Source organism: Priestia sp. FW507-14D1A (genome assembly GCF_058781295.1).
In genome coordinates, this window is the sequence record NZ_JBYSWQ010000005.1 from 22314 (window position 1) to 38898 (window position 16585).

General features: G+C 38.3%; 14 protein-coding genes. 10 read left to right on the forward strand and 4 right to left on the reverse strand.

All coding sequences use genetic code 11. The annotated features are described in order from the left end of the window. Positions 1-4: 4 nt before the first annotated feature. Together AC3WJG_RS17715 and AC3WJG_RS17720 are read right to left on the reverse strand one after the other, a co-directional pair. The gene (locus AC3WJG_RS17715; RefSeq protein WP_098432684.1) at positions 5-1483 is read right to left on the reverse strand and encodes a potassium/proton antiporter; all 1479 of its coding nucleotides are present in this window, start codon (positions 1481-1483) and stop codon (positions 5-7) included. A gap of 165 nt (positions 1484-1648) precedes the next feature. Continuing rightward, a complete protein-coding gene (locus AC3WJG_RS17720; protein WP_098432685.1) occupies positions 1649-3025 on the reverse strand; it encodes a M28 family peptidase in 1377 nt (458 codons plus the stop codon). A gap of 325 nt (positions 3026-3350) precedes the next feature. Between AC3WJG_RS17720 and AC3WJG_RS17725 the strand changes: the two genes are divergently transcribed. The 7 genes from AC3WJG_RS17725 (at position 3351) to AC3WJG_RS17755 (ending at position 13613) form a co-directional block, all read left to right on the forward strand. After that, positions 3351-4634, forward strand: a complete 1284-nt coding sequence (locus AC3WJG_RS17725) for an ATP-binding protein (protein WP_337134052.1) — start codon at positions 3351-3353, stop codon at positions 4632-4634. Positions 4635-4738: 104 nt separating this feature from the next. Then, a complete protein-coding gene (locus AC3WJG_RS17730; RefSeq protein WP_013082877.1) occupies positions 4739-5107 on the forward strand; it encodes a hypothetical protein in 369 nt (122 codons plus the stop codon). A gap of 255 nt (positions 5108-5362) precedes the next feature. Beyond that, a complete protein-coding gene (locus AC3WJG_RS17735) occupies positions 5363-6757 on the forward strand; it encodes an L-cystine transporter (RefSeq protein ID WP_337134051.1) in 1395 nt (464 codons plus the stop codon). 79 nt (positions 6758-6836) lie between these two features. After that, a complete protein-coding gene (gene pulA / locus AC3WJG_RS17740) occupies positions 6837-9818 on the forward strand; it encodes a type I pullulanase (protein ID WP_337134050.1) in 2982 nt (993 codons plus the stop codon). 128 nt (positions 9819-9946) lie between these two features. Then, complete coding sequence (locus tag AC3WJG_RS17745; RefSeq protein WP_013082880.1) at positions 9947-11440, forward strand: aldehyde dehydrogenase family protein; 1494 nt, start codon at positions 9947-9949, stop codon at positions 11438-11440. Between the two features lie 107 nt (positions 11441-11547). Further along, positions 11548-12834: a cytochrome P450 gene (locus tag AC3WJG_RS17750; RefSeq protein WP_102813140.1), complete on the forward strand. Its 1287-nt coding sequence runs from the start codon at positions 11548-11550 to the stop codon at positions 12832-12834. A gap of 119 nt (positions 12835-12953) precedes the next feature. Next, a complete protein-coding gene (locus tag AC3WJG_RS17755) occupies positions 12954-13613 on the forward strand; it encodes a serine/threonine-protein kinase (protein WP_102813141.1) in 660 nt (219 codons plus the stop codon). A 13-nt stretch (positions 13614-13626) separates the two neighbouring features. Here AC3WJG_RS17755 and AC3WJG_RS17760 read toward each other — a convergent pair whose 3' ends face one another. Further along, positions 13627-13905 carry a hypothetical protein gene (locus AC3WJG_RS17760; protein ID WP_014460422.1) on the reverse strand — a complete coding sequence of 93 codons (279 nt, stop codon included), beginning with the start codon at positions 13903-13905 and terminating at the stop codon, positions 13627-13629. A gap of 140 nt (positions 13906-14045) precedes the next feature. Between AC3WJG_RS17760 and AC3WJG_RS17765 the strand changes: the two genes are divergently transcribed. The 3 genes from AC3WJG_RS17765 (at position 14046) to AC3WJG_RS17775 (ending at position 15939) form a co-directional block, all read left to right on the forward strand. Further along, entirely contained in the window at positions 14046-14189 is a 144-nt protein-coding gene (locus AC3WJG_RS17765; RefSeq protein ID WP_014460421.1) for a hypothetical protein, read from the forward strand. A gap of 129 nt (positions 14190-14318) precedes the next feature. Next, positions 14319-15113: a flagellar motor stator protein MotA gene (gene motA, locus AC3WJG_RS17770; protein ID WP_013056745.1), complete on the forward strand. Its 795-nt coding sequence runs from the start codon at positions 14319-14321 to the stop codon at positions 15111-15113. Further along, entirely contained in the window at positions 15106-15939 is an 834-nt protein-coding gene (locus tag AC3WJG_RS17775) for a flagellar motor protein MotB (protein WP_028408764.1), read from the forward strand. The genes motA and AC3WJG_RS17775 overlap by 8 nt, the downstream gene beginning before the upstream one ends. 35 nt (positions 15940-15974) lie before the next feature. Here the strand turns inward: AC3WJG_RS17775 and AC3WJG_RS17780 are convergent, their stop codons facing one another. Next, positions 15975-16307, reverse strand: a complete 333-nt coding sequence (locus tag AC3WJG_RS17780) for a hypothetical protein (RefSeq protein WP_013056747.1) — start codon at positions 16305-16307, stop codon at positions 15975-15977. Between the last annotated feature and the right edge of the window lie 278 nt (positions 16308-16585).

Consider the following 16585-nt stretch of genomic DNA (forward strand, 5'->3'; position numbering starts at 1 on the left):
TTTTTTAACTGGTTTTTCCTTCTCTTTCGTCCCCATCAGACGTATTTTTTTGGAAAAATGCTTTTACTTTATCCCGTTTTTTCTTCGAAATAAGAATATATAATGTATCACCTGCAAAAATTTGTGTATTTCCTCTAGGGGTAAGTAGTTTATCATCTCGAATAACAGCAGTCACTAAAATGTCTTCAGGGAGGTGAAGTTCTTCAAGCGATTTTCCTGATATATCTGCATGTTCCACGAGCTTCAACTCAATCATTTCATTTTTTGTTTTGCCCATCGAAACAAGCTCGAGACTGTGAGGAACCGTCTCTTTTTCACCTTGAGAAAGGTTTAGAAATTTGGCTAAAGGAGCGATTGTTGCTCCTTGAAGAAGAGCGGAAGTTAAAACAACAAAGAAAACGACGTTAAAAATGAGCGTGCTGTTCTCCAAACCTGCCATCATAGGATAAGTAGCCAATACAATTGGAACAGCTCCTTTTAAACCGGCCCAAGAAATAAACAGTTTTTCTTTGGATGAGTATTTAGCAAACATCATCGAAAGAAATACGCCGAGTGGACGAGCGACAAACATAAGTAAAAGAGATAACAGTATACCCTGCCAAATGATATCTAGCAGTTGATTAGGAAAGACAAGAAGGCCGAGTAAAATAAACATTAAAATTTGCATCATCCATGCAAAACCTTCGTTAAAGCGGACAATTGTGTGACGATAAGTTAGATCTGCATTCCCTACTACCACTGCCATTACATATACAGCAAGTAGACCGCTTGCTTCTACAAATGTGGAAATTCCATAGGTTAAGGCGGCTAATGACAATGTAAGCACAGGGTAAAGACCTGAAGAATCTAAATTAATTCGATTAATAATCCACACGGATGCTTTTCCGAGTACTAAACCAAGTATCAGCCCGATTCCCATTTGCCAAAAGAAATTAAGGATTAACGAGAGGATAGGAGAGTCTGGATGTTGAATTAATTCAATAATAGAAACGGTTAAGAAGATGGCCATCGGATCATTGGAACCAGATTCTGCTTCTAGCGTGGAGTTTAATTTTTGGCGGATATTCTGTGTTCCTAGTACAGAGAACACGGCTGCAGCATCTGTAGAGCCAACGATTGCCCCAAATAAAAAGCCTTCAAGCCAAGTAACACCTAAAATATATTTGGCAAGTACACCCGTTAAAACTGTCGTAATAAGGACTCCGAAAGTAGCTAATGAAACGGAAGGGCGAACAACGCGTTTAACATCTTTCCATTTGGTCTGCACGCCTCCATCAAAAAGAATAATGATAAGCGCTAATATTCCGAATCCTTGTGTTAAAAGAGCATTGTCAAAGTAGATGTAGTGGCTAACAACCATTCCTACAATAATAAAGAGTACAAGCGAAGGGACTCCAAGGCGAGTAGAGAACTTTGCAGTAAGTACCCCTATGACAAGGAGAATAGATAGTAAAAGAATTGAATGGTCTACCGTAAAATCCAAAAAATACACCTCGTTTGTTCAAAATTTTTATGTAAGTAATAAATGAGGTTCCTCTATAATAATTGTAGCATAATGGATTTAAAACCTTGAGAAATCTGCTTATCAAAAAAAGAGATGCATAAACATCTCTTTTTTTGACCATGTATGAATAACAGAGATAGATTCTTACTTAACATCTTGCTCGTGATAAAGATGAGGAGCTTTAAATGTTGCTTTCTTTTTAACTGAAGAACCTTGTTGGTCGGGACGGGAACGATCGTAAATAGCTGTTCCAACAATCTCAGCCACATCTTGAAGTTTTTCTTTGCTTATTTTATCAAGGTTATCTTCAGGCGTATGATACCAAGGTTCAGACGGACTGTGAATAAATAGAGCAGCCGGTATTCCTGCTTCTGCAAACGGAACGTGATCACTGCGGCCGCCAGCTTGGAATGGCGTAGGTGCTCCATTTAATCTTGTACTTGAAGCTTGAGCTAATTCTGTGACAAGATTTGGTGTTCCATCAGCTGTATTCATCACCAAATCTCCCGCATCTTGACTTCCTACCATGTCTAAATTAAACATTCCAACAATACGATTTTTCTCATCTTCAGATAGCTCACTAACATAATGCTCGGATCCTAGTAAGCCTACTTCTTCAGCTCCGAATGTGACAAATCGCAGTTCTGTATCAGTAGGAAGAGTTTTAAATACGCGAGCTAATTCAAGCACCATAGCTGTTCCAGAAGCATCGTCATTTGCCCCAGGCGCTCCGGCCACAGAATCATGATGAGCACCTACTACAATAATATCATTTGTTCCTTTTTTCTTAAAAGTAGAAGGTTTAGTAGCGGTTACATTATAAGATGTTCGCTCACTTACGACAGCTCCTTCAATTTTTACTGTACCTGAAGGCTTTTCGCCTTTTTGAATAGAAGTAAGAACCTTGTCACCTTCTTCTTTGGTAATAGCAAGAGACGGAATGTAGTTATCATTAGCGCCGCCAAGCGTTCCGTTTAGCTCACCGTCTGTATTATTAAAAATAATGACGGCTGCAGCTCCTTTTTCAGCAGCATTTAATACTTTTTCACCAAAAGTAATAGTGCCTCGCTGAACTAATACAATTTTACCTGTCACATCTTTGTTTGCTAAATTATCTTTTGTACCCAGCCCTCCATCTACAATTTCAGCAGTGACATTTCCATTGGTGCTATAAGTAAAAGTTGTCGGAGAGTAGCTGGTACCGTTTACGCTTAGTGAAAAACTAGCTGCTGGTGTGTAACCGGTAAAGGTAAAAGGCTCTACTGCGCTCTCATAGCCTAGTTTAGACAAACGCTTTTGAACAAATGTAGCAGCTTCGCGTTCAGCTTCAGTTCCTGCCACACGAGGTTTTTTTGAGAGATACGCAATGTCTTGATAAATTTTCTCAGCATTGATTTTTTTTAATACTTTTTGTTCAGAACTTTGATGGTGAGAAGCATTTGCAGAAGTAGAAGCTTGTACACTTGTAAAAGATAAAGTCAAACTTGTTGCTACAGCCAAAGAAATCACGGTTTTTTTCATTAAAATCCCCCTAAATTTATCGATGTAGTTGGTACTACTCGAATTTACAATATTAAGAAAATACAAAAAAGAGTATTATTACCTAAATGTTCCAGACTATTCCGTATCTAAATTCCTATTTTGATAGAGAAAATAATTCAAATAAAATGAAAATGCGGAAACAACTAAAGAGGATAAAAGAAACTGTGTCAAAAGTAATAAAAAAAGGTATTAGATAAGAATAAAAAAATAAGGTAAACTAGTTTAAAAGTAAGAAGAATATTCAGAACTTAATTGATGAAACATAGAGAGTATTCACGTAAAAAACAAAGGCTGGTGGGAAATATTGATAAAAAATAGGGAGGGTGTACGAAAAGCAGCGGCGGTAGCGGGTCTTCTGCTTGTAGGGGTGTACATCGTCTTTCAAACAATGGCATTTTTTAAAGGAGCATATGCTCTTAGCAGTTTGATAAAAGATAGTTTACTAGTGGGCGTAACGGCTGGCACGTTTTATTTACTTCATAAGCGTTCAATTCATACCCAGGTGTCTGATGAACAATATCAGCTTGCTACATTAATAAATTCAATGCCAGATTTTATTTGTTTTAAAGATGGAGCTGGCAAATGGGTGGCGGTGAATGATTTTGGAAGAGAACTTTATCATTTAAAGGGTATTGATTACAGGGGTAAAACCGATGCAGAACTTGGGGAACTTGCGCCTTTCTTTCAAGCCGCTTTCTTACACTGTATTTCATCGGATGAAGAAGCATGGAGAAAAAAGGAAAAGGTACGCACGGAAGAAGCATTTGAAATACCAAACGGCGAGGTCAAAACATTTGATGTTATTAAAGTACCTGTGTTTTTTGATGATGGCTCAAGAAAAGCTCTTATCACGATTGGACGAGATATCACTCAGCAAAAGCTTGCAGAAGCGCTTCTCATAAAAAAGGAAAAGCTCTCTGTAGTAGGCGAATTAGCTGCTGGAATTGCTCATGAAATTAGAAATCCGCTTACGAGTATTAAAGGGTTTGTTCAGCTCATGAAAGAAACAGACCGATCCGCAATAGGGTATGCTAACATCATGCTTGATGAGCTGGAACGAATTAATGGTATTGTCAGTGAAATGCTCCTTTTGTCAAAACCTGAAAGTGAACATTTTCGCGTGTTTTCTCTTACAGAAGCGGTTAAGTATGTAATGAGTTTAACTTCCCATGAAGCTTTATTGAAAAACATTAACTTCTTATACGATGAACAAACAAATAACGCTAGTGTGTATGGAAATAAAAATCACCTTATTCAAGTATTACTTAATGTTTTTAAAAACGCAATTGAAGCCATGAATAGGGCTGGAAATATTTACATTACAATCAAAACAGTGCAGGATAACTATATTTTTATAGAAGTTAGAGATGAAGGAGTAGGAATTTCTAAAGACCGTCTAGAACATATAGGAGAACCGTTTTTTACTTTAAAAGAAAAAGGAATGGGGCTTGGATTAACAATTAGCTCCAAAATTATTCATGATCATCACGGTACCCTGCAGATTGAGAGTGAGCAGAACAAAGGGACGATTGTTAAAATCCGACTCCCTCTGTATGTCGAAGATACGGCGGTTTTTGCAAGCAAATGAAATGTTGTAAACGAAAAGTAATGAAAACGTCATCCATTTCTTATTGCTAAACGCAGCTGTACATGATGTAATAAAAGAAACGAACATGTCAGGAAGGTAGCAAAATGAGACGTGCAGATCAAAAAATTATATTACCGTATACACCGGAAAATTTAAGAATGCTATTGCTTCAAGTATGTGACGGAGAAAATCCGTTTTCCCATCAGGACCTTACGTATTGGTGTGATAAATATACTCTCCATTATTATGAGTATGAAGCGGATGAAACGCAGTGGATGAATGATATGCAGCAGACAGATAATAGACAAGATCTAGCTAAATCCTATGCCATTGCTAAAGATATTGGCTGGCAGTGGTACTTTTATATGGCTAGAGGGACGACGCTATCTGATATTCAATATGTCGAGCTTCACGAACTAGAATTACCCAGACATTTGTTTGTAAAATGGCTAAATGAATTATATGAAATGTAATCCTATATATGAATTGTAGTACATCCGGTCTGATGAAAGAAAGGCCATCTCTGGTAACGGAGCAAAAGACCACTGAAGTACATACAAGCGTAAAATAGAAAGCTAAGGAAAATTCTTAGCTTTTTTTTGTTTTGTCAAACTTATTCAAAAAAACTGTCTTCAGGAAAAAATGTAAAACCTAGTTGACTTATTGGTATTGTTATATTATAAGTAATAGAGACATGATTTATGGAAAAAATTACAGGGGGAACATCTATGAATAACTTATTAGTCATCCTAAACATCCTCATTATGCTCGCATTGCTTGCGGGGCTGTTTATGATGCAGAAAAAGCATGTATCATTTTCAAAGCGTGTGTTTACAGCGCTTGGACTAGGGATTATTTTTGGCTTTGCTCTTCAGTGGGTGTATGGTCCGACTCATGAAGTAACGATGACGACCGCCGATTGGTTTAGCATTGTAGGAAGCGGATATGTTAAGTTTCTGCAAATGATTGTTATGCCGCTTGTATTTGTATCGATTGTAGCGGCATTCACTCGCTTAAAATTGACGAGCAATATTGGAAAGATTAGTAGTTTAATTATTGGGATTTTGCTTGTCACAACAGCGATAGCAGCTGCAATTGGTATTTTTACAACAACGAGCTTTAATTTAGAATCTGTCCAAATCACAAAAGGGGAAGCGGAACTTCAGCGCGGAGAGGACTTAGAAAACAATTTATCTAGTTTGGAAGCAAAAACAATCCCACAGCAAGTAGTAGAATTATTGCCTGCTAACCCGTTTCTTGATTTAACAGGCGCACGTTCAACTTCCACGATTGGCGTTGTCATCTTTGCGGCATTTGTTGGAATTGCGTATTTAGGCGTGAAGCGTAAAAAGGCTGAGGAAGCGGCGTTATTTTCAAAAATTATTGATACGCTTTATGCAATTGTAATGCGTGTAGTGACGCTAATTCTTCGTTTAACTCCTTATGGGGTACTTGCAATTATGACCAAAACAGTAGCAACCAGTGATATTGATGCAATTGTTAAACTTGGAAAATTTGTTGTAGCATCATATGTGGCATTGGCAGCTATGTTTATTGTTCACCTAGTTATTCTAACAATGATCGGTGTAAATCCAATCACATATGTTAAGAAAGTATTTCCTGTATTGGTTTTTGCCTTTACTTCCCGTACAAGTGCTGGAGCATTACCTTTGAATGTTAATACACAAACAAGACAGCTAGGGGTTCCAGAAGGAATTGCGAATTTCGCAGGTTCATTTGGTCTTACAATTGGTCAAAACGGATGCGCTGGAATATATCCAGCTATGTTAGCCGTTATGATTGCACCAACGGTAGGTATTGACCCCTTAACGCCTTCATTTATTTTCACGTTGATTGCCATTGTAGCAATTAGTTCGTTTGGCGTAGCAGGCGTTGGCGGAGGAGCGACATTTGCGGCTTTACTTGTATTATCTTCTATGAATTTGCCCGTAGCGCTAGCAGGCTTATTAATTTCAGTAGAGCCATTGATTGATATGGGGCGTACGGCGCTTAATGTAAGTGGAAGCATGACAGCCGGAGTCGTCACTAGTAAATTAACAAAAGAGCTAGATACAAACGTATACAACGATCAAACCATCTCACCTGAAACAGCAGAAGTGTAAAAGAGATACGTCATCCGTAGTTAACATTGTTAACTATGGATTTTTTTTCTTTATCCACATAAAATAGGAAAAAATACTTATGATAACGCTTTCAAAAAAGGTTATAGTGAAAAATGTGTACGTACTTTATTTTACGGGAGGGTTTTCATTGAAACGTAGTTGGACTAAATATGCAATGGTACTGACGGCTTTACTCTTACTAGTAAGCTCTTTTTTTAGCCCATTTATGCAATCGTTTGCATCTGCGGCAGACGCAACAAAAATCACGATTCACTATCAGCCTGCTCCAAATGATACAAAGGAATGGGGATTATGGGTTTTTCCTGAAGGAGGAGAAGGGAAGCCTTACGCATTTACAGAGGAAGATCAATTTGGAAAAGTAGCGGAAGTTGAATTACCCGGTACTTATGACAAAGTAGGTTTTATTGTTCGAACAGAGTCGTGGGAAAAAGATGGAGGAGACCGCTTCGTTTCGGTGGAGAACGGTGAAGGAGAAGTGTGGGTGAAAAGTGGAGATGAACATACATATACGTCTCCTCCTGACGGTGAATACCGAGATTTACCGAAGTTTGATAAAGTAAACGTTACCTTAAATTATCATCGGTACGACGGAGATTACAGCGGGTGGAACATTTGGACATGGCCCGGTGATGAAAAAGAAGGCAAGCAAATCAAATTTACGGAAGACACGAATTTTGGGAAGAGAGCGACTTACGCCATTAACAGTGGAAGTGGCAATTTATTTGACAAAATTGGTTTTATTGTACGCCATTCTACTAGTGACAGCGATTGGGAAAATAAAGACGGAGGAGACCGCTTTATTACCAAGGTTGGTAAAGATGGGAATGTAGAAGTATGGATTGTTCAAGGACAAAATCGAATTTATTATGATAGAGCAGGAGTAGATATCACTCGGAAAATCACGAAAGCGACTATGGATACATTTAATCAAATCACCTTAGAAACAAACGTGCCGTTTGACTCTTCTAAGAGTGTAGGAGACATTGAAATTGACGGAGCTCAAATTGAGAAAGTGATACCTTATAAAGAGGGAGAAGACGCTGCTACTACTAAAGTTAAAATCATAACAAAACAGCCTTTGGACGTTACAAAAACGTATAAAGTTAAGCAAAAAGGCTACGGCTCAGCTGATGTAGTCAATGGAAATGTCGTTCGCACGAAAGAATTTGACGAAAAGTATGCATATAGCGGAAACGATTTAGGAAACACGTATTCTAAGAAACAAACAAATTTTCGCGTATGGGCTCCAACTGCAAGCGAAGCCAAGCTAGTGATTTATTCGTCATGGAACTCCAAAGCTGTAAAAGAAATTTCTATGACTAAAAGTGAAAAAGGAACGTGGAAAGCGGAGTTAAAAGGAAATCAAGATGAACTAATTTATACGTACAAAGTAAAAATTGGGAACAGCTGGAACGAAGCGGTTGATCCATATGTACGAGCAACAACGGTGAATGGAGATCGCGGAGTTGTCGTAGATTTGGCTAAGACAAATCCGAGAAAGTGGAGTGCAAATAAGCCGAAATTTAAAAATCCAGAAGATGCGATTATCTATGAACTGCACGTACGAGATTTATCGTCTCAAAAAGAGAGCGGTATCAAAAATAAAGGAAAATATCTAGGCGTAGCGGAGTGGAATACGAAAGGACCAAATGGAGTAAAAACAGGACTCAGTCATATTAAAGATTTAGGTGTGACGCACGTTCAGTTCCTGCCTATTTACGATTATCGTACGGTGGATGAAACGAAATTAAACGAGCCGCAGTTTAACTGGGGATATGATCCAAAAAATTACAACGTCCCAGAAGGTTCCTATTCAACAAATCCATATAATCCTAAGACGAGAATTATTGAGCTTAAACAAATGATTCAAACGCTTCATGACAAGCAGCTTCGTATGGTAATGGACGTGGTTTATAATCATGTATATGCAGTGAGTGAGCATAGCTTTGATAAACTAGTTCCAGGCTACTACTTCCGTTATAAAGAAGATGGAACTTTATCCAACGGAACAGGTGTTGGAAACGACACGGCGTCTGAACGGAAGATGGTTCGGAAGTTTATTGTAGATTCTGTTGCGTATTGGGCAAAAGAGTACCACATTGATGGGTTTCGATTTGATTTAATGGGGATTCACGATACAAAGACAATGAATGAAGTGAGAAAGAAGTTAGATGAAATTGACCCTTCCATTATCGTCTTAGGAGAGGGCTGGGATCTAGGAACCGAGCTTGATGCTAAGCTAAAAGCTAATCAGAAAAACGCTCACGATATGAAGCGCATCGCTCACTTCAATGATGGTATGCGAGATGGTCTTAAAGGCAGCGTGTTTTTTGATCGTGAAAACGGATTTGTTAATGGAAAACAGGGTCAAGAAAAGCTCATACAGCAAAGTATAGCAGCTGGAATAGATTATGATCATTCAACTGCCACGTATGAAGACCCGGATCAAGTTGTGACGTATGTAGAAGCCCACGATAACCATACGTTATGGGATAAGCTTCAGCTGACGAACCCTGCTGACACCGAGCAAACGAAAAAGCAAATGCATAAGCTTGCTTCTTCTATTATTTTAACATCTCAAGGAATGAACTTTATACATGCAGGTCAAGAGTTTATGAGAACAAAAGGCGGAGATCATAATAGCTATCAGTCACCCGATTCTGTCAATCAGCTAGATTGGAAGCGCCGAGCAGCTTTCAGCCAAGAAGTAGATTATATGAAGGGACTTATTGCGCTTCGAAAGCAATATTCCTCATTTAGAATGACGAGTGCACAGGCTATTCATCAAAATTTACGCTTTGTTGACGCACCATCAAATGTAGTAGGTTATACGTTAAATGCTAAAGCTAATAAAGATAAAGCAAACGAAATAATGGTGATTCATAATGCAAATAAACAAGCTCAAACGGTTCATCTGCCTTCTAACAGAACGTGGAGATTACTTGTTGACGGCGAGCAGGCAGGAACAAAAACGCTCCGTACGGTGAAAGGAAATACAGTAAACGTTTCGCCTCTTTCGACATTTGTACTAGTAAGATAAGTTTTAGATAGCTGGAATACATGTAGAAAAATTCAGAATATTGTATGTAAAATTGTTGATTTTACTAGATAACATGGTAAAATATTCATTGTTAGCGTTTTCAAAATTCGTGGGGAGGTATGTATTTGATGCAAAATCTTGGAGCGAAAAAAGTTGAAATGAGTCCGAAAGTAGTGGAGTTTTTAAAAGGAGTTAAACAGCTATACATTAACGGCGAGTGGGTAGACTCTGTTTCAGGAAAAACGTTTGAAACAGTAAATCCAGCAACGGGTGAAAAGTTGGCAGATGTAGCTGAAGCAAATCCAGAGGATATTGATCGTGCCGTCAGAGCGGCTAGAGAAGCCTTTGATCATGGACCTTGGACAAAGATGTCAGCAGCTGAAAGAAGTCGACTTATTTATAAATTAGCTGATTTAATGGAAACACATCAATTGGAACTTGCGCAGCTTGAAACGCTTGATAACGGAAAACCAATTCGTGAAACATCAAATGCAGACATTCCATTAGCAATCGAACATTTCCGCTACTTTGCTGGGTGGTCAACTAAAATGGTTGGACAAACTATTCCTGTGCAAGGAGCGTATTTTAACTATACAAGATATGAGCCAGTAGGAGTTGTTGGCCAAATTATTCCGTGGAACTTCCCGCTTTTAATGGCCGCTTGGAAGCTCGGAGCCGCTTTGGCAACTGGATGTACAATTGTGCTCAAACCAGCCGAGCAAACGCCGCTTTCTGCACTTTACTTGGCTCGACTAGCCGATGAAGCAGGGTTCCCAAAAGGCGTGCTAAACATCGTGCCAGGCTACGGGAAAACAGCAGGTGAACCGCTCGTTCATCATGATCTTGTCGATAAAATTGCTTTTACGGGATCTACTGCTGTCGGAAAAGCAATTATGAAGCAAGCTAGTGACTCCTTAAAGCGTGTGACGTTAGAGCTTGGAGGTAAATCACCAAACATTATCCTGCCGGATGCAGACTTAACAAAAGCGGTTCCTGGTGCACTTTCAGGTATTATGTTTAATCAAGGACAAGTATGTTGTGCTGGAAGTCGTCTGTATGTCCAAAAAAGCTTATATGATAATGTCGTAGCTGATTTAGTTTCTCAAACGAAATCTATTAAACAAGGAAATGGATTAGCAGATGAGACAACAATGGGGCCGCTTGTATCTGCGCAGCAGCAAAAACGAGTGAAAACCTATATTGATAAAGGAATAGAAGAAGGAGCAGAAGTACTCGCAGGAGGAAACATTCCATTTGATCAAGGCTATTTCGTAGAACCGACTATCTTTGCAGATGTCGATCATTCAATGACGATTGCTCGTGAAGAAATCTTCGGTCCGGTTGTAGCTGCTATGCCGTTTGACGATCTTGATGATTTGATTGCCAAAGCAAATGATACAGCATATGGTCTAGCAGCGGGCGTCTGGACACAGGATTTAAAGAAAGCACACTATATTGCTCATGGTATTAAAGCAGGTACAGTTTGGGTGAACTGTTACAACGTATTTGATGCAGCAAGCCCGTTTGGAGGCTATAAACAGTCGGGAATTGGTCGTGAAATGGGAAGCTATGCGCTTGATAACTACACTGAAGTGAAAAGCGTATGGATCAATATGGAATAATTAGTAAGAATTTTTGTGAAAATCAATAGCATATCTTTGTGTGAAAAAGAGTAGTCTTTAGTGGACTACTCTTTTATTTATTTAAGTCCCGCATTTTTAGAAAAGGAGTGATAACATTGCCGGTTATACAGGGCCCCTCGTCGTATAAGCTTACCGGTCACCTGCAAAAGTTTAGAGAGAACCCCCTGGGTTTTTTGGAAAACTTAACTCAGTATGGAGAAATTGCAACATTTAGAGTTGCGCACAAACGCTTTTATGTAACGAGAGACCCTCAACTTATTAAAGATGTAGTCATTACAAACAGCAAGGCGTTTCAAAAAATTAAACTAACGCACATGTTTAAAACGCTGCTAGGCGAAGAAATGTTATGGACAGATGAAGCATTATACATGAGCCCCATTCAACCCTCACAACTAAAACAACATCTAACTTATAATAAGGAAGCAATCGCAAGAATAATTGAAAAGCATACGGAAACGTGGGAAGAAGGGCAGCTTCGAACGATAGTAAAAGACATAAGACAGATAGTTATAGCTGTACTCCTTCAACTTGTATTTGGCATTTCGATTGAGGATAAAGATAAAATTCACTACGTTCAAGCGCTTATGAGAAAAAAAGAAAAGTTAGGCAAAATTTATATTCGTCTGCCTTTGCACCAGCCTGACTCAGATGAGCAGCTCGAACAACTCCTTTTTGAACGCGTTCAAATGCGTGTTCAAAACAAAACCGAAGGAAATGATTTACTGCAGTATATATTGAATTCTTGCGGAGAAAACAGCGATGAAAGAGAAATATACGAACAGCTAAATTCTATATTCCTTTCGATGTATGAAATGATTACGCACGTATGCAGCTGGTCTATTCATTTACTGTCTCAAAATACTAGGGAGCACCTTCAGCTGCATAAAGAAATTCAAGCCTATGCTAGCGGCGAATCGCTTTCAACCAAAAATCTGACCTATATGCGCAAAATAATTGCTGAAAGCATGAGGTTATATCCGCCTCTTTGGCTATTTGGGCGTCAAGCACGTGAAGATATACAAATAGATGGCTACAGTATTAAAAAAGGGGAGATTATGTTAATTAGCCCTTATATGATGCATCGCCATGAAGATTATTTTTTAGAGCCAAGTGAATTTTTACCTGACCGTTTTGAAAAAGGAGGGTCCATTGATGTCCCAAGCTATATGTATATGCCGCTTGGGATTGAGCATCAAGCGGAAAGGGGCACGGACTATATCACTGAAATAGTAACCATTTTTCTGTCAGAAATGACAAAGCGCTTTTTATTTCAGCTGACTAAGCCCGAATCTATTTCTCCGATGGCGGGCGTAATGCTGAATATGAAAGAAGAACTGAAGGTGAATGTTCACAAAGTTCACACCCAGTCTTGAATGAACGGGAATACTTTCCCTCTTTATATCAGACTGTCAATTTATTGACACATCCTGCATTGAGATTTATCATAGGGTAATATTTGATAGAGATTACTGAAGGATTTTTAGAGGGGACTATGGATAAAACAATTAAACAGTTGGTGTCGCTAGTTGAAACATCATTACTAACGCAAGTTACGATTCAAAGTGAAAGTGACTATGATCCAGTTGAAGTTACGAACAAAACAAAAGAGTGGGTACTTATTGGTAAAGGAAACTATGCCGGTGTGTTTACGCACGAAAATTATCCTGAATTTGTCGTGAAAGTATACGGAAGAGAAATTTATGGTGTAAAAAAAGAAGCGCAAGTGTATAGAAAGCTGGGCGTTCACCCAGCTTATTCTCAACTTTTTCATGAGGGAAAGACGTACTTGATTTTAAAAAGACTTACAGGCGTTACACTGTATGATGCCGTCCAGCGGGGAATAAAGATTCCAGAACAAGTCATAAAAGATGTGAACAAAGCTTTGGACTATGCAAGAAGCCAGGGTTTAAACCCGTATGATGTGCATGGTAAAAATGTCATGATGAAAGATGGAAGAGGGTATGTGGTGGATATTTCTGACTTTTATAAGGAAGGTATTGATAAAAAATGGACAGACCTTGTAAAAGCTTATTACACCTTTTATCCGTTTATTGATAAGTACCATATCCGCTTGCCATACCCGTTGTTAAACGTGATCAGAAAAGCATATCGTCTATATCGTAGAATCAAATCAAAAAGGAGTTTCCCCTAAAGGAAACTCCTTTTTAAGATGAAATACAGCGCAATACATGCTGCTGCTCAAAAGTTGGTTTTAATTTGAATAGAATGGTTTGTAGTATTTCAGATTGATAGACAAATTTTAGCGTATGTTTAAGGGAAAGAGGGTGTAAGAAAGAACGTATTCTTTTTTCAGCATAACGTATCACCTGTTCTTCATAAAATAAAGTACGTGCGGAGATTTTAGCGTGAATGTCTTTTGTTAGTTCAATTGTAAACTGGATAATCATTAAATCAGTGTCTTTACAGTATTTTTCTAGTAGCATAATATCACCTCCATTTTGTCAACTCATTTACATAATCTTAATATAAAATTTACAAATGTCAATAAAACACGGAAAAATAAATGGTAAGACTGTTCTTTTTATATGTTGAATAAACAAGAACGTGATAGAGGTGAGTAAAGTTGAACATTAACGTCGGATTTGCCATTTTAGCTGATATTGATAATAAGATGACGGCTGCTATTTATGTGGAAAATCAAATTGTAGCGATTATAGCTGGACCTTCAGACATTCTGTATGAAAAGTTAAAAAAAGTGTTTTTATAATAGAGAAAAGCTGTAATTGTAAATATGATTCATAAAAAGCTTAAAAATTCTATGAAATAGTCGAAATAAAAGATGAGGATAAAATACACAAAAAGAAAGAACAGGAAGTTAAGGATAGGAGAATTACATATGGATAAAACATCTTTTATTGGACTGATTTTAGGAATAGCCTCTCTTATTGTAGGCATGTTTTTCAAAGGGGTTAATCCATCTGTGTTAGGAAATCCGGCTGCTATTTTAATTATTATTGTCGGAACCGTCGGAGCAGTAGTGATTGCATTTCCTTCAAATGAAATCAAAAGAGTCCCAAAACTGTTTGGTGTCCTATTTAAAGAACAAAAAATGCTGCAGCCCGTTGATTTAGTATCCATGTTTTCTGAATGGGGACAAGTTGTTCGAAAAGAAGGGTTACTATCACTTGAAGCCCAAATTATTGATGTAGATGACCCTTTCTTAAAAAATGGTTTGAATTTAGCTATTGATGGTCAAAGTGCGGATTATATACGAGACGTGTTGTCTGAAGAAATTGATGCGATGGAAGAAAGACATCAAACGGGTGCAAGTATTTTCGCTTTAGCAGGTACATATGCTCCAACTCTCGGTGTACTTGGAGCCGTTATAGGGTTAATTGCTGCACTTGGGAACATGGAAGATACAGATACGCTAGGACATGCGATCAGCGCGGCGTTTGTTGCTACGCTTCTTGGTATTTTTACTGGGTATGTACTATGGCATCCGTTTGCAAATAAACTAAAGCGTAAATCGAAACATGAAGTAAAGGTAAAGTATATGATGATCGAAGGAGTGCTTTCACTCCTAGAAGGAGAAACACCAAAAGTAATTGAGCAAAAGCTGGCTTCTTATTTGCCAACAGCGGAACGTAAAAAGCTTCTTCAAGAAAGTGAAGTGGGCATAAATGAGTAGACGCAGAAAACGAAAGCATGAAGAGGACCATGTTGACGAAAGCTGGCTGCTTCCTTACTCAGATTTGCTTACACTTTTACTTGCTTTATTCATTGTATTGTTTGCAATGAGCTCAGTGGATGCGCAAAAATTTAAGAATCTTTCTCGCGCATTTAATGAAGCGTTCGTTGGAGGAACGGGCGTGATGGAATTTCAATCTCTGGAGGAATCTGAAGAAGCGGTTCAGCCTTCAAATACTCCTGCAGCTAAAAGTACGGAAAAAACAAATGAAGTGGAGACAGCTCCTAATCAGTCTCCTGCTTCTTCACAATCGTTAACGAGCGAACAAAAGGAGCAAACCATTCGAGAAGCTGATCAAGAAGAGCTTCAGCAAATTCAATCTAAAATTAATGCGTATATTCAAAAGAAAAACCTAACAAATCAATTACAGACTTCGCTAACTGATGAAGGTCTCTTAATTTCCATTCGAGATAATGTATTGTTTGATTCGGGAAGAGCGCAGGTTCGAAGTGAAGATACAAAAATCGCCAATGATATTTCAGAACTTTTGGTGATTGATCCTCCTCGTAATATCATTATTAGCGGTCATACTGATAACGTACCCATTCGCAACGCTGGTTTTGAATCCAACTGGGAATTAAGCGTGATGAGAGCAGTTAACTTTATGAAAGTTATCTTAAAAAACGATAAGCTTAATCCAAGCATGTTCAGTGCAAAAGGATTTGGAGAGTTCAAACCCGTGACATCTAACAATACAGCAGAGGGGCAAGCGAAAAATAGAAGGGTTGAAATATTGATTACTCCTCGTACAATTAAACAGCCGTAAAAGCAGGACTGCTTTTACGGCTGTTTTTCTATGTGTTATAAAGCTAAGAGTCTTCTCTTTTCAAAGTTTCCTCGTACTAACTTGAGATCCATTCCATCTAAAATCAAATCAATGAGAGCGCCTTTAAAGACATCTGCTGTTTTTTTCTTATCATTGGACTGCAAATATTGCACGCGATACCACTTGTCTTCAACTTGAAAGTACATAAAACGTCCGTGCGTAAAGTCAATCCAAAACTTGGTAGGTTGTCCATTGAGATTTTTATAAACATATCCCCAGCTTCGTCCTTGGTGAGCGTCCTTCATTTTAGGGCGAGCTGTATTAAATACTTCGTAATATACTTTATGCTTGATATCATAGAGCATCATGTGACAGTCCTCCTATTTATAGACGTGCTAGCAGGTAAAGATATATTTGTATACGACAAGTATACTCAGATGAAAGGAATCGTAGACTATTTTTTTGAGACAAGCAGAAACGCAGTTAAATGAAAAAGACAGTTTAAATTAGCTCAATCATTCTGCTTTTTTTATACTGTAAGTAAATGCGTTAAATAAGGAGGAAAAAATGAGACGAGTAGGAATAGTAGGTGCTGGAATGACGGGCCTTACAGCAGCGGCTGAATTGCAAAAAGAGGGAATAGAGC

What these genes read in the sequence shown, in the direction of transcription:
- AC3WJG_RS17720 (WP_098432685.1), bottom strand. Translation starts at nt 3,025, where the DNA reads ATGAAAAAAACCGTGATTTCTTTGGCTGTAGCAACAAGTTTGACTTTA.
- AC3WJG_RS17730 (WP_013082877.1), top strand. Translation starts at nt 4,739, where the DNA reads ATGAGACGTGCAGATCAAAAAATTATATTACCGTATACACCGGAAAAT.
- AC3WJG_RS17735 (WP_337134051.1), top strand. Translation starts at nt 5,363, where the DNA reads ATGAATAACTTATTAGTCATCCTAAACATCCTCATTATGCTCGCATTG.
- pulA (WP_337134050.1), top strand. Translation starts at nt 6,837, where the DNA reads ATGATAACGCTTTCAAAAAAGGTTATAGTGAAAAATGTGTACGTACTT.
- AC3WJG_RS17745 (WP_013082880.1), top strand. Translation starts at nt 9,947, where the DNA reads ATGCAAAATCTTGGAGCGAAAAAAGTTGAAATGAGTCCGAAAGTAGTG.
- AC3WJG_RS17755 (WP_102813141.1), top strand. Translation starts at nt 12,954, where the DNA reads ATGGATAAAACAATTAAACAGTTGGTGTCGCTAGTTGAAACATCATTA.
- AC3WJG_RS17760 (WP_014460422.1), bottom strand. Translation starts at nt 13,905, where the DNA reads ATGCTACTAGAAAAATACTGTAAAGACACTGATTTAATGATTATCCAG.
- motA (WP_013056745.1), top strand. Translation starts at nt 14,319, where the DNA reads ATGGATAAAACATCTTTTATTGGACTGATTTTAGGAATAGCCTCTCTT.
- AC3WJG_RS17775 (WP_028408764.1), top strand. Translation starts at nt 15,106, where the DNA reads ATGAGTAGACGCAGAAAACGAAAGCATGAAGAGGACCATGTTGACGAA.
- AC3WJG_RS17780 (WP_013056747.1), bottom strand. Translation starts at nt 16,307, where the DNA reads ATGATGCTCTATGATATCAAGCATAAAGTATATTACGAAGTATTTAAT.